Raw genomic sequence first — 12,019 nt, forward strand, 5'->3', positions numbered from 1 at the left:
GCTTGCGATCACTTCTGCTCACCGCTTCATGACCCCGATCAAGTTCATCCTTCGCTACACGGCGATTCCGTTCACGGCCATCGTCGCCGTGGTGATCTGGACTGTCATACCATCGTCGAAAGAAATCGATGCGAGACAATACGCGGCGCTGTCGCGCGCGTACGCGAGTTTCCCGCTGCCGTTCCGGCGCGAGATCTCGGACACGATGGAGCACGGCACGATCAACGACCGGCGCTATCAGGCACTCGTGCGCGATTCGCTCGGCAACGGCGTCGCGCTGGACTGGCCGGCATCGGGCGTCGGCGGCGTCGCCGACGAGCGGCACAAACTGGCCGAACTGATTCGGGCCGATTCGGAACTTCAAAGGCAACGGCAATGAAAACCCTGCTGGTCTCTGTGGCATTCGCGATGATCATCGCGAGCCTGATCTTCGCGCTGTACTTCATGAATCACGATCGCGGCAAGTCCAAGCGGATGGCGTGGTCGCTCGCCGCGCGCGTCGGGTTGTCGGTCACGCTGTTTCTGTCGCTGCTGATCGCATACAAGCTCGGCTGGATCGAACCGACCGGATTGCCGATCGGGCGATGAACCGGTGGACGCCTCGCCGCAGGCGGGGCGTTTTCGCAAACGCTGGTTTGATCTGATAATGAAGCTATTGTGATAAGAATACTTATCCCGATAGTCGCGATGCGAATGCGTGGCGTCGATGGAATCGCAAACTCGCATGCCCGGGGTGCGGTAACGACGCTAGCTGCCCGACTCGCTCGTCACGCCGTGACGATATGCGCGCGGCGAACAACCCACGATGCGCTTGAACGCATGACCGAACGCGCTATCCGAGTCGTAGCCGAGCCGCTGCGCGATCGCCGATACCGGCGCGTTCGAGCGGCGCAGTTCGCGCATCGCCATCTGTATCCGCCACCGCAGCACGTATTCGAGCGGCCCGAACCCGAGCCGCCGCTTGAAATGCAGCGCGAACGTGGAACGCGACACGTGGCAGCAGGCCGCCAGGGCGTCGACGGTCCAGCGTCGCTCGGGCGCGGCGTGAATCGCGGCCAGCGCCGCGCTGACCCGCGAATCCGCGAACCCGGCAAGCCACCCGACATCGCCATTCGCGCCGGCGTCCACATAGCGCCGCAGAATCTGTACGAGCATCATGTGGCCGAGATGCCGAACCATCAGCGACCCGCCCGGCGACGACGCGTCGAATTCCCGTGCGAGTTGCTGTAGCGACCAGCGCAACACCGCCGCCGATTCGGAATCACCGCTCACGATCACCACGGGCGGCAGATTGCCGAGCAGCAGCGGCATGCCTTCCTCGTACGCGAAGCGGCCGCCGATCAGAAAGCAGTCGGCCGGTTCGCCATAGTGCGCGATACCGCGTTCGACATGCCGGTACATGTCGGCGGCCGGGATCGGCGCGACCGACGGATCGCTCGCCAGCGAAAACGCCCGCGGCGCGGCGAGCAGGAAGCAGTCCCCCGCGCGCAGCCGGACGGGCGGTCCCGCACCGTCGACGGTCAGCCAGCAACTGCCTTCGACCACCGCATTGAACTTGATCCCGTCGGGTGGGGGAAGGTCGACCGCCCACGGGCCGCCGGCCCGCAAGCCGGTGAAAAACGAGTCGCGCGTCTCCAGCAGCGACAGCACTTCCGATAGCGGGTCCACGCACAGCCCCCGGACGATCTCGACGAAAAACCGGATTCTATTGCATTCACAGTCCGGTTGTACGGCCGGAGAATGATCTCGTGCGGTGACGCGGCCGATGGGCGGCCGCGTGCTTCGCGCACCATTCCTGGAGCCTTCAATGACGAGCAGGCAGCACCCTCTTCATTCCGGATTCGACGCCGCCTCGACGGCGAGCGACGTCCTGGCCGGCGTCGACCTGCACGGCAAGACCGCCGTCGTCACGGGCGGCCATTCGGGCCTCGGCCTCGAAACCACGCGTGCCCTGGCGCAAGCCGGCGCGCACGTCGTCGTCGGCGCACGGAGCGTCGCGGCCGCGCGCGAAGCGACCCGCGGCATCGCCGGCGTGGAGATCGCGCCGCTCGAACTCGCCGACGCCGCGAGCGTGGCCGCATTCGCCGCGCGGTTCGTCGACGCGCGGCGCAACGTGCATATCGTCATCAACAGCGCAGGCATCATGGCGTGCCCCGAGACGCGCGTCGGCGACGGTCGGGAAGCGCAGATGGCCGTCAACCACCTCGGTCACTACGCGCTCGTCAACCGGCTGTGGCCTGTGCTGGCGCACGGCGACGGCGCGCGCGTGATTGCGGTGTCGTCGCTCGGGCACCGGCTGTCGCCGATCCGCTGGGACGATATCGAGTTCGCGCGCGGTTACGACAAGTGGCTGGCGTACGCGCAGTCGAAAACCGCCAACGCATTGTTCGCGGTGCAGCTCGACGTGCTTGGGGCACCGTTCGGTGTCCGAGCGTATTCGCTGCATCCCGGCAAGATCGCGACGCCGCTGCAGCGTCATCTGACGCGAGAAGAAATGATGGCGCAGGGCTGGGTCGACGAGCACGGCGTGCCGGTCGATCCGACGTTCAAGACGCCTGCGCAGGGGGCGGCAACTCAGGTATGGGCGGCGACGTCGCCGCGCATCGCCGATCTCGGCGGCGTCTATTGCGAGGATTGCGACGTTGCGGCGGTGACGCGCGGCAACGAGGAATCGGGCGTGCGGCCGCATGCGATCGATCCGGAGGAGGCGTCGCGGCTGTGGGCGTGGTCCGCGGCAGCGACGGGTGTCGATGCTTTTGCGGCGCGCCGCTGACGCCCCGACATTCGCCGGGCGCCGCGCGGGTATCGGGGCGGCACGACGCCCGCGCGTGGCAGCCTATCCGCGCGTCTGCCGCAGCACGCGCCCCATCTCCGCGATCGGCATGGCAACGATCGAATTCAGCAACCGCATTTCCCCGGCGTCCGGATGCGCGACGTTCCGCACTTCATCGAGCGTTTGCTCGACGTGACGATCGAGCGGTTCGAGAAAACGCTGCAATTCAGTGGCGGCCGCTTTCTCCCTGAGCCCGAGCGCCTGACCGAACGCGACCAGCGCCTGCACGTCGATATCGGCGAACCGCGTCGCATGCCCGAGCGGCATCGTCAGCTCGCAGTGCGGCCAGTGATCGCCGCGATGGCCGGGGCGGTGCGTCGGCGTGTGATACGCGACCGTACTGACGATGTCGTAGAACGGCGCGAGTCGGTAGCCGCGCGCGTCGACGAAGAACGACAGGTTCTTCAGGTGCGCGTCGGCATTGCCGACCACCACGTTGAACACGGTCCAGCGGAACACCGACAGGCGTGTCAGCGCGCGCGTGCTGGTGCGGTCGATCGCACGGGCAAGCTCCTGCGCATTGGCCCGCTGGTATTTGAAACCGCGGTGGTAGTTCAGCAGTTGCATCGCGTCGATCGTATGCACGCGCCCGGCCGGTTCGGACGTGACGTCGCGGTCGAACCGGTCGATCACGTAGCAGGCGGACGGCGCGCGCAGGAAATGAACGTCGGGCACGTCGAGCCCCATCTTCTTCGCGAGCTGCATGCAGAAGAACTCGTTGATCGCCGAATGCGGATAGCCGGCCGCGCGCATGTCGGGTTTGAGCAGGTGCATCGACGGCTCGCTGCCGACCGGCTCGAACAGCGCGTAGTCGGGCGCATCGCCGCGCAGCACCAGCAGGAGCTTTTGCTGCGCGCCGGCCGCCGACATGCGCTTGGGTGCAGTGGCCGTCAGCGCGCGCTCGGGCATCGCCTGAATCCGGCGTTCGAGCTCGTCGAGCGGCAGCGGTTGCAGGCCGCCGGCCGCTTCGTGCTCGCCGTCGGCCAGCAGCGTCAGCGCGCCGGCCGATTCGCGGCCGAAGTACGCGAGCAGGCCCCACGCGTCGGCCGCATCGACCTTCGCCTCGCGCGCGAGCGACGTACGCATGCCTTCCTCCGGCAGCAGGTTGTCGAAGAACCACTGGACCGGGCGATCGGTCGACGTGTCGGTGAAGACGCCGGCGCGAAGCGGGAAGGCCGGCGACAGCGGATACGCGGCGGGCGACGCGAGCCAGTTCGCGTCGTACGCGAACGACCAGATGCCTTTGTCGTCGGTCAGCGTGCCCATGCGCACGCCGTTCGCGGACGCGATCAGCGTTCTAGCCGCCATGGCTGCTCCTGCGGCGTTGCGCGGCCTTCAGCGCGGTGGCTTCGGAAATCTCGATCGACGATTCGGCATACAGCCGCACCCCCAGTTCGCCGAGCAACAGCATGACCTTGCCGATTTGCGCGGTCGGCTTGCCGGCTTCCACCTGGCTGATGAATTTTGGCGACAGCCCGGTCGCGTTCGCGAGCTCGTCCCGCGTGAATCCCTGCTGGATCCGCGTCGCGCGAATGAGGTGGGCGAGCGCGCCGATCGTGTCGACGGACCGGGACTCCGACATGACGTTCTCCGTGCTTCGTATCTGATCGGGAACAGTATTGCATAACTCGCGGGCGCGGGCATCAATTCGTATTCGTGCGGGAACGAAAAAGTAGTCGCGACGCCCGGGGCGTCGTTTCGTACCCGATCGGGAACCGAATGTCGTGAAATGATTGCGGAGAGAATGTCCGTATCCGATCGGATACGGAAAGCGAGCGATCGAACGCATTTTGTCCGGTCGTCGCAAAGCGCGGGCCACCACCAACGGCAGCCGTTCGCCGCTCTCGCGCGGAACGCCCCTTTCTACAATTCCGTCCGACTCGCTACACGCGCCGCCATATCCCGAACGCGGGCCCGATGCTTGCTCGGTTCAGCGTCGTCGGCGGCGTTCGCGCCCCGGCACATGACGATTCGCATGGGGAGGCGCGCATGGAACCGATGCCGGTCGTACTGCAGTGGCACGACGTTCTCGTCAGGATCCTGCTGGCGCTCATCGCGGGTGGGCTGATCGGCATCGATCGCAGCGAATCCGGCAAGACGGCCGGACTGCGCACGACGATCCTCGTCTGCCTCGCCGCGTGCCTGTCGATGCTGCAGGTCAATGCGCTGTTGCTGCAAGCGGGCAAACCGGAGGGCGCGTTCTCGGTGCTCGACCTGATGCGGCTGCCGCTCGGCATCCTGACCGGGATGGGCTTCATCGGCGGCGGCGCGATCCTTCATCGCGACGGCCTCGTGTCCGGCGTCACGACCGCCGCGACGCTGTGGTTCGTGACGGTCATCGGGCTGTGCATCGGCGGCGGCCAGTTGTCGCTCGGTGCGCTCGGGCTGGTGCTGGCGCTGCTGGTTGTCTGGCCGCTGCGGTTCGTCGAGCAGCGCTTGCGGCGCACCAGGACCGCGCTGGTCACGGTCGAATATCCGCTGGGGTCGGCCGCGCGCAACCAACTGGGCGGGAAATTGCGCGACGCGGGTTTCACGTGCCGAACGAGGAGTTTTCGCGAAACGACTGCATGCGCGGCGCGCGAGGAGGAGATGTTCGTGCAGTGGCGCGAAGCGGCCGACGCCGACGTGATGATGAAGCAACTGATGCGGATCCTCGAATCGGCCGGCCTCACGTCGGTCCGCTGCTCGGCGGAGAACTGACCCGCGCGACGGCCGGAACGCGCGATGCTCGTGCAGCAGGCCGCCGTGGGCGGCTTTCCAAGGAGCGAAACATGACACGTGTATCGGAAGTGATGACACGCGACGCCGCGACCATCGGCCCGACGCAGAGCCTGCGCGATGCGGCCAGGCTGATGAACGACCTGAACGTCGGCGCGCTGCCCGTGTGCGACGGCACACGGCTGATCGGCATGCTGACGGACCGCGACATCGTCGTGCGCGCGGTGTCGATGGGCGTGCCGCCGGACGAGGCGGTCGAGGGCGTCGTCAGCGGACCCGCGAACTGGTGTTACGAGGACGACGACGTTTCGGCGGTGCAAAAGAAGATGGAAGACGCGCAGATTCGCCGCGTGCCGGTGGTCGACCGACAGAAGCGGCTGGTCGGCATCGTCGCGCTGGGCGATCTGGCTACCGCCGCGGACGGCGGAATGTCGTCGACGCTCGGCGCGGTGTCGGCGCCGTCGCGCCCGGATCGGTGATCGCCATGGCAGACACGGAGAACGGCATGAACGAAGACAGGGAAACGCAGATCCGCGAGCGCGCATACCGGCTGTGGCAGGCGGATGGCGCGCCGGACGGCAGCGCCGACGAATACTGGCGGCGGGCCGAGCAGCAACTCGATGCGGAAGGCGGCAGCGTGGACGGGCGCGCCGGGCAGACGGAGGATTTGCCGGCCGATCAGTCCGCGAAGCGCCGCAACCCCGGCGAGCCGCTGCAGGACGTCGACGCGGTGCCGACCGGCGAGGTCGCGCACGAAAGGCGGCGCCGGCGGTGAAACGTGTCCGGCCGCGACCCAGCGGCAGCCGCGGGACGACGCAGGCGGACCACGTGCGATTACGGATCCCGTGCACCCCGCGCGTGGTCGGCCCGACACCATCCGAACAGGGAGATAGTCATGACCCAGGACACTCGACGAAAGAACCCCGCGTCGCCCGACCCGGCACGCGAGGCGGCCGGCGCGCCGGACCGGCGCAAGCCGACACCCGGCCGCGCATCGACCGCGCGCTCAGGCCATGCGCCCGGCGGCGGCGAGCTGGACACGATTCCGGACGATCAGGCGCGCAAGGTCGTGCCGGACGATCCGCACCAGACCGAGGCGCGCGATCCGGCCGGCAAGCCGTGGCCGGACGAACACGACGCGCCCGACGATTCGGGCAACCGGCCGCGACCGCTGTAGCGGCGCCGCCGCCGGAATCGCCCCGTTCCGTTCCGCCATCCACGCACCGGAGTCCATCATGTCATCAGACGAAGTTTCCGAATCCCGTCGCAAATGGGTGCAGGGCACGACGGCCGGACTGGTCGCCAGCGTCGCGCTGCCGACGATCGCGCAAACGGGCGGCCCGCCCGACGCCGGCGATACGGCGCCGCGCGATCCGCGCACGCTCTATCCGCATGCGCCGTTTCCGCAGCAGCACCAGCCGTGGCCGGGCCTTGCGGGCCGCATGACGCCGCGTCCTGATCACGGCGAGCGCAGCTATCGCGGCAGCGGCCGGCTCGACGGCCGCAAGGCGCTGATCACCGGCGGCGACTCGGGCATCGGCCGCGCGGTAGCGATCGCCTGTGCACGAGAAGGCGCGGACGTCGCGATCGTCTATCTGCCCGACGAGGAGCCCGATGCGCGCGAAGTCGTGGACCTCATCCGCAGCGCGGGACGCAAGGCGGTGCCGCTGCCGGTCGACATCCGCAGCGAAGGCGCATGCAACGGGCTCGTCGAGCGGGCGGTCGCCGCGCTCGGCGGGCTCGACATTCTCGTGAACAACGCGGCTCGCCAGCAGAGCCACGAATCGATCCTCGACATCAGCACGGAGCAGTTCGACTGGACGCTGCGCACCAACCTTTACGCGATGTTCTGGATCACGCGGGCCGCGATTGCGCACATGCCGCCCGGTTCGGCGATCGTCAATACGACGTCGGTCAATGCGTACGACCCGTCCGCGAATCTGCTGGACTACGCGATGACGAAAGCGGCGATCGCGAATTTCACGAAGGGGCTCGCGAAGCAGATGATCAAGCGCGGCATCCGCGTGAACGGCGTCGCGCCGGGGCCGTTCTGGACGCCGTTGCAGGTCAGCGGCGGACAGACGACGCACAACGTGGAGACGTTCGGCGAACAGGTGCCGATGGGGCGGCCGGGACAACCGGCCGAGATCGCGTCGATCTATGTCGAGCTGCTGTCGTCGCGCGCGAGCTATGTGACCGGGCAGATCTATGGCGCGTCGGGTGGCGCCGGGCAACCTTAGTTGGCTGGCGGCGCGACGCGGCCGGACGCGGCCGGAACCTCCCGCCATCGACGCCGATCGCCGATTCCGCCCGAATCGGCGCCGTATGCGCGAGCAGCGATCTTTATCACCGCAGCAGATAAACGTATCCGAATCGCTTCGTTGACGCCCGCCGGCACGCCCTCGTAGATTCGCGTTTTGACCGAATCAGGAGCCGTGCCGTGACGACTACCGCCCTCCGCGACGCCGCAACGCTTTCCACCGGGCATCCCGCCTTGCGGCCGGACGGCGTGGCGCAGCACTTCGACATCGTGCCGTTCGACGCGCCGCTCGGCGCCGAAGTGATCGGCCTCGACCTGTCGAAACCGCTCGGTGCCGACGATTTCGCGCGCATCCATCGTGCGCATCTCGATCACCACGTGCTGGTATTTCGCGATCAGCGCATCACGCCGGACGAGCACATCGCGTTCAGCCGCCGCTTCGGTCCGCTGCAGATTCACGTGTTGCACCAGTTCGCGCTGGCCGGCCACCCGGAAGTGCTGATCGTGTCGAACATCGTCGAGAACGGTAAACCGATCGGGCTCGGCGACGCCGGCCATTTCTGGCATTCCGACCTGTCGTACAAGGAAAAGCCGAGCCTCGGTTCGCTGCTGCACGCGCAGGAACTGCCGGCGGAAGGCGGCGACACGCTGTTCGCGAACATGCATCTCGCATGGGACACGCTGCCGGCCCATCTGCGCCGCGCGATCGAAGGGCGGCGCGCGGAGCATACGTATCTGGCGCGTTATGCGGAATTGCAGGCGCGCAGCCCGTGGCGGCCCAACCTGTCGCCCGAGCAGATCGCGCAGGTCGCGGCGGTCGTTCATCCGGTCGTGCGCACGCATCCGGAAACCGGCCGCAAGGCGCTGTTCGTCAGCGAGCATTTCACGACGCGCATCGTCGGGTTGCCCGACGACGAAAGCCGCGCGCTGCTCGATGAATTGTTCGCGCACAGCGTGCGCGCCGAGCACCTGTATCGACACGCATGGCGCGACCACGACCTGGTGTTCTGGGACAACCGTTCACTGATGCATCTCGCCGCCGGCACGCCCGACCACCTGCGCCGCAAACTGTACCGCACGACGATCGAAGGCGACGCGCCTTTCTGAGCCGCGCGCCGCGTCGTTCATTTTCGCCCCTTCCTGACCGGAGTTCCGATGTCGTTTTCGTTTTTGCCGGCGCGTCGCGCGCTGGCGGCCACGCTCACCGCCGCGCTCGCTTTCGCGGGCGCGGCGATCCCGCAAGCTGCGCACGCCGAGGGCCGCATCCGCATCGCCGAGCAGTTCGGCGTCGTCTACCTGATGCTGAACGTCGCGCGCGACCAGCAACTGATCGAGAAGGAGGGGCGCAAGGCCGGCCTCGACATCAAGGTCGACTGGGTGCGGTTGTCGGGCGGCGCGGCCGTGAACGACGCGCTGTTGTCCGGCGCGGTGGACGTCGCGGGCGCGGGCGTCGGCCCGCTCTTGACCGTGTGGGACCGCACGCGCGGCCGGCAGAACGTGAAGGGCGTCGCGTCGCTCGGCAATTTTCCGTACTACCTCGTGAGCAGCAACCCGAACGTGAAGACGATCGCCGACCTGAGCGCGAAGGACCGGATCGCGGTGCCGGCGGTCGGCGTGTCGGTGCAGTCGCGCGTGCTGCAGTATGCGGCCGCGAAGCAGTGGGGCGACAAGCAGTTCGACAAGCTCGACGCACTCACGCAGGCGATTCCGCATCCCGACGCGACGGCCGCGATTCTCGCGAACAGCAACGTGATCACCGGTCACTTCGGCAATCCGCCGTTCCAGGAGCAGGAACTCGCCGGCAACCCGAACGCGCACATCGTGCTGAATTCGTATGACGTGCTCGGCGGCCCGAGCTCCGCGACGGTGCTGTACGCGACCGAGAAATTCCGCGACGACAACCCGAAGACCTACCGCGCGTTCGTCGCCGCGCTGGCCGATGCCGCCCGGCAGATCGCGGCCGATCCGGAGCGGGCGGCCGATACCTATATTCGCGTGAACGCGTCGAAGATCGATCGCGCGCTGCTGCTGAAGATCCTGCGCAATCCGCAGGTGCAGTTCAAGACCGCGCCGCAGAATACGCTGCCGCTCGCGCAGTTCATGCATCGCACCGGTGCGATCCGCAACGAACCGAAGTCGTGGCGCGACTACTTCTTCGACGATCCCGCGACGGCCGGCGGCAGTTGAGCGGCGCCGATGCTGCGACGCCGCGATCGACGCTTATGCGTCGGCGCGGTTTCGATATGCACAATCGATGGTTGGTCCGCACGACGCCCGGCCGTATGTTGATGCTTTGCCCGCAAGAGATTCGATCGTGAACGCCACTTCTCCCCGAACCTGGTTGCCGCCCTATGCGGCGCGTGACGGCGCGTCGCCGGCCGCATCCGCCGCGCCCGACATACGTGCCGCCGGCCGGCCCGCAGGGAACGCCGCGCCCGCCGGCACGCACAGCGAACGCCTGCTCGCCATCGACGAGGTCAGCCTCGAATACCGCAGCGGCGCGCGGATCGTTCGCGCGACGCATCGGGTGAGCTTCGACGTGTACGGCAGCGACCGCTTCGTGCTGCTCGGCCCGTCGGGGTGCGGGAAGTCGACGCTGCTGAAGGCGATCGCCGGCTTCATCGAGCCCGTCTCGGGTTCGATCGCGCTCGACGGCCGGCCGGTACGCGGGCCGGGGCCGGACCGCATCGTCGTGTTCCAGGAGTTCGACCAGTTGCCGCCGTGGAAGACGGTCGTCGAGAACGTCGCGTTTCCGTTGCGCGCTGCCGCGAAGCTGTCGCGTGCCGAAGCACGCGAGCGCGCGCTGCACTATCTCGACAAGGTCGGCCTCGGCACGTTTGCGGACGCCTATCCGCATACGCTGTCGGGCGGCATGAAACAACGTGTCGCGATTGCACGGGCGCTGGCGATGCAGCCGCGCGTGCTCCTGATGGACGAACCGTTCGCCGCGCTCGACGCGCTCACGCGCCGCAAGATGCAGGAGGAACTGCTGCGGCTGTGGGACGAATTCCGCTTCACGCTGCTGTTCGTCACGCATTCGATCGAGGAGGCGCTCGTGGTCGGCAACCGGATTCTGCTGCTGTCGCCGCATCCGGGCCGCGTGCGCGCCGAGCTCAACAGTCACGAGCATTCGCTCGACGACGTCGACACCGGCGACTTCCGCGACAACGTCGCGCGGATCCATCGCCTGCTGTTCGACACCGACGCACCCCACGCACCGACGACGGAGGACGCCGCATCGTGAGTACGCTCGATCCCCTCCTGCCGCCGCTGCCGCCCGTGCGCGCCGAATACACGCGCACGCTCGACGTGCTGCCCGACGCCGAGCGCGCGGCGCCGGCGCCGCTCATGCGCCGCATCGGCGCCGCCGCGTGGTTTCGCCGCAGCGTCATCGCGCTCGTGCTGATCGCCGCATGGGAGATCGTCGCGCGCATCGTCGCGAACGATCTGCTCGTCCCGACTTTCGGCGCAACGCTGGCCGCGTTCGTGCAAGGCATCGAGTCGGGCGAACTGCTGGTCAAGACCGGCATCTCGATGTCGGTGCTGCTGCGCGGCTATGCGCTGGGCGTGCTGCTGGCGTTCGCGCTGACGTCGCTTGCGGTATCCACGCGCATCGGCCGCGATCTGCTCACGATGCTCACGTCGATGTTCAATCCGCTGCCGTCGATCGCGTTGCTGCCGATCGCGCTGCTGTGGTTCGGGCTCGGTACCGGCAGCCTGCTGTTCGTGCTCGTGCATGCGGTGCTGTGGCCGCTCGCGCTCAGCATGTATACCGGCTTTGCCGGCGTGCCCGCCACGCTGAAAATGGCGGGGCGCAACTACGGACTCACGGGGCTGCGCCAGATCGCGCTGATCCTCGTGCCGGCCGCGCTGCCGTCGATCCTGTCCGGCTTGCGCGTCGGCTGGGCCTTCGCATGGCGCACGCTGATCGCGGCCGAACTCGTGTTCGGCGCGAGCGCCGGGCAGGGCGGCCTCGGCTGGTACATCTTCCAGAACCGCAACGAGCTGTATACGGATCGCGTGTTCGCGGGCCTCGCGGCCGTCATCGTGATCGGGCTGCTGATCGAGAACCTCGTGTTCGATACGCTCGAACGCGCGACCGTGCGGCGCTGGGGCATCCAGCACTGACGCGCCGGGCGCGATCGATCCCGGCGCATGCATGACGTAGGCCGAAAGCGGCTTTTCATATGCGCCGGGGCGTCCCGATA

At 67.7% G+C, this 12,019-nt stretch carries 15 protein-coding genes; 12 read left to right on the forward strand and 3 right to left on the reverse strand.

Annotation, left to right across the window (positions count from 1 at the left end):
• Nucleotides 1–28 precede the first annotated feature (28 nt).
• Together WS89_RS25435 and WS89_RS25440 are read left to right on the forward strand one after the other, a co-directional pair.
• The gene (locus tag WS89_RS25435) at nt 29–379 is read left to right on the forward strand and encodes a hypothetical protein (RefSeq protein ID WP_059779919.1); all 351 of its coding nucleotides are present in this window, start codon (nt 29–31) and stop codon (nt 377–379) included.
• Nucleotides 376–588, forward strand: coding sequence for a twin transmembrane helix small protein (locus WS89_RS25440; protein WP_006489184.1), 213 nt, complete (start codon nt 376–378; stop codon nt 586–588). The genes WS89_RS25435 and WS89_RS25440 overlap by 4 nt, the downstream gene beginning before the upstream one ends.
• Nucleotides 589–747: 159 nt before the next feature.
• Here the strand turns inward: WS89_RS25440 and WS89_RS25445 are convergent, their stop codons facing one another.
• A complete protein-coding gene (locus tag WS89_RS25445) occupies nt 748–1,668 on the reverse strand; it encodes an AraC family transcriptional regulator (RefSeq protein WP_059499326.1) in 921 nt (306 codons plus the stop codon).
• A 139-nt stretch (nt 1,669–1,807) separates the two neighbouring features.
• Here WS89_RS25445 and WS89_RS25450 point away from each other — a divergent pair, with 139 nt between their 5' ends.
• Nucleotides 1,808–2,773: an SDR family NAD(P)-dependent oxidoreductase gene (locus tag WS89_RS25450; protein ID WP_059794245.1), complete on the forward strand. Its 966-nt coding sequence runs from the start codon at nt 1,808–1,810 to the stop codon at nt 2,771–2,773.
• Nucleotides 2,774–2,836: 63 nt separating this feature from the next.
• On the opposite strand, the gene WS89_RS25455 is transcribed toward WS89_RS25450, so the two are convergent.
• The gene (locus tag WS89_RS25455; RefSeq protein WP_059794247.1) at nt 2,837–4,141 is read right to left on the reverse strand and encodes a HipA domain-containing protein; all 1,305 of its coding nucleotides are present in this window, start codon (nt 4,139–4,141) and stop codon (nt 2,837–2,839) included.
• Entirely contained in the window at nt 4,131–4,415 is a 285-nt protein-coding gene (locus WS89_RS25460; protein ID WP_059499329.1) for a helix-turn-helix domain-containing protein, read from the reverse strand. The genes WS89_RS25455 and WS89_RS25460 overlap by 11 nt, the downstream gene beginning before the upstream one ends.
• A 407-nt stretch (nt 4,416–4,822) precedes the next feature.
• On the opposite strand from WS89_RS25460, the gene WS89_RS25465 reads away from it, so the two are divergent.
• The 9 genes from WS89_RS25465 to WS89_RS25505 all read left to right on the forward strand — a co-directional run bounded on the left by WS89_RS25465 (nt 4,823) and on the right by WS89_RS25505 (nt 11,939).
• Nucleotides 4,823–5,533: an MgtC/SapB family protein gene (locus WS89_RS25465; RefSeq protein WP_059794250.1), complete on the forward strand. Its 711-nt coding sequence runs from the start codon at nt 4,823–4,825 to the stop codon at nt 5,531–5,533.
• A gap of 71 nt (nt 5,534–5,604) precedes the next feature.
• Nucleotides 5,605–6,030, forward strand: a complete 426-nt coding sequence (locus tag WS89_RS25470; RefSeq protein WP_059794252.1) for a CBS domain-containing protein — start codon at nt 5,605–5,607, stop codon at nt 6,028–6,030.
• A gap of 26 nt (nt 6,031–6,056) precedes the next feature.
• Nucleotides 6,057–6,326 carry a DUF2934 domain-containing protein gene (locus WS89_RS25475; RefSeq protein ID WP_179949653.1) on the forward strand — a complete coding sequence of 90 codons (270 nt, stop codon included), beginning with the start codon at nt 6,057–6,059 and terminating at the stop codon, nt 6,324–6,326.
• A gap of 120 nt (nt 6,327–6,446) precedes the next feature.
• Nucleotides 6,447–6,728 carry a hypothetical protein gene (locus WS89_RS25480; protein ID WP_059794255.1) on the forward strand — a complete coding sequence of 94 codons (282 nt, stop codon included), beginning with the start codon at nt 6,447–6,449 and terminating at the stop codon, nt 6,726–6,728.
• Nucleotides 6,729–6,786: 58 nt separating this feature from the next.
• The gene (locus WS89_RS25485; protein WP_059794259.1) at nt 6,787–7,791 is read left to right on the forward strand and encodes an SDR family oxidoreductase; all 1,005 of its coding nucleotides are present in this window, start codon (nt 6,787–6,789) and stop codon (nt 7,789–7,791) included.
• Nucleotides 7,792–7,991: 200 nt separating this feature from the next.
• Complete coding sequence (locus WS89_RS25490) at nt 7,992–8,918, forward strand: TauD/TfdA dioxygenase family protein (RefSeq protein WP_059794262.1); 927 nt, start codon at nt 7,992–7,994, stop codon at nt 8,916–8,918.
• Between the two features lie 48 nt (nt 8,919–8,966).
• Nucleotides 8,967–9,998 carry an ABC transporter substrate-binding protein gene (locus WS89_RS25495; protein WP_059794265.1) on the forward strand — a complete coding sequence of 344 codons (1,032 nt, stop codon included), beginning with the start codon at nt 8,967–8,969 and terminating at the stop codon, nt 9,996–9,998.
• 67 nt (nt 9,999–10,065) lie between these two features.
• Nucleotides 10,066–11,055 carry an ABC transporter ATP-binding protein gene (locus WS89_RS25500; RefSeq protein WP_059794268.1) on the forward strand — a complete coding sequence of 330 codons (990 nt, stop codon included), beginning with the start codon at nt 10,066–10,068 and terminating at the stop codon, nt 11,053–11,055.
• Nucleotides 11,052–11,939 carry an ABC transporter permease gene (locus WS89_RS25505; protein WP_059794271.1) on the forward strand — a complete coding sequence of 296 codons (888 nt, stop codon included), beginning with the start codon at nt 11,052–11,054 and terminating at the stop codon, nt 11,937–11,939. Before WS89_RS25500 ends, WS89_RS25505 begins: the two co-directional genes overlap by 4 nt.
• The last annotated feature ends 80 nt before the right edge of the window (nt 11,940–12,019 follow it).

The sequence above is a fragment of the Burkholderia sp. MSMB1072 genome (genome assembly GCF_001524725.1).
Classification (GTDB): Bacteria; Pseudomonadota; Gammaproteobacteria; order Burkholderiales; family Burkholderiaceae; genus Burkholderia.

Coding starts and splice junctions, on each gene's coding strand:
- WS89_RS25435 (WP_059779919.1), top strand. CDS start 29: ATGACCCCGATCAAGTTCATCCTTCGCTACACGGCGATTCCGTTCACG.
- WS89_RS25440 (WP_006489184.1), top strand. CDS start 376: ATGAAAACCCTGCTGGTCTCTGTGGCATTCGCGATGATCATCGCGAGC.
- WS89_RS25450 (WP_059794245.1), top strand. CDS start 1,808: ATGACGAGCAGGCAGCACCCTCTTCATTCCGGATTCGACGCCGCCTCG.
- WS89_RS25455 (WP_059794247.1), bottom strand. CDS start 4,141: ATGGCGGCTAGAACGCTGATCGCGTCCGCGAACGGCGTGCGCATGGGC.
- WS89_RS25460 (WP_059499329.1), bottom strand. CDS start 4,415: ATGTCGGAGTCCCGGTCCGTCGACACGATCGGCGCGCTCGCCCACCTC.
- WS89_RS25465 (WP_059794250.1), top strand. CDS start 4,823: ATGGAACCGATGCCGGTCGTACTGCAGTGGCACGACGTTCTCGTCAGG.
- WS89_RS25470 (WP_059794252.1), top strand. CDS start 5,605: ATGACACGTGTATCGGAAGTGATGACACGCGACGCCGCGACCATCGGC.
- WS89_RS25475 (WP_179949653.1), top strand. CDS start 6,057: ATGAACGAAGACAGGGAAACGCAGATCCGCGAGCGCGCATACCGGCTG.
- WS89_RS25480 (WP_059794255.1), top strand. CDS start 6,447: ATGACCCAGGACACTCGACGAAAGAACCCCGCGTCGCCCGACCCGGCA.
- WS89_RS25485 (WP_059794259.1), top strand. CDS start 6,787: ATGTCATCAGACGAAGTTTCCGAATCCCGTCGCAAATGGGTGCAGGGC.
- WS89_RS25495 (WP_059794265.1), top strand. CDS start 8,967: ATGTCGTTTTCGTTTTTGCCGGCGCGTCGCGCGCTGGCGGCCACGCTC.
- WS89_RS25500 (WP_059794268.1), top strand. CDS start 10,066: ATGGTTGGTCCGCACGACGCCCGGCCGTATGTTGATGCTTTGCCCGCA.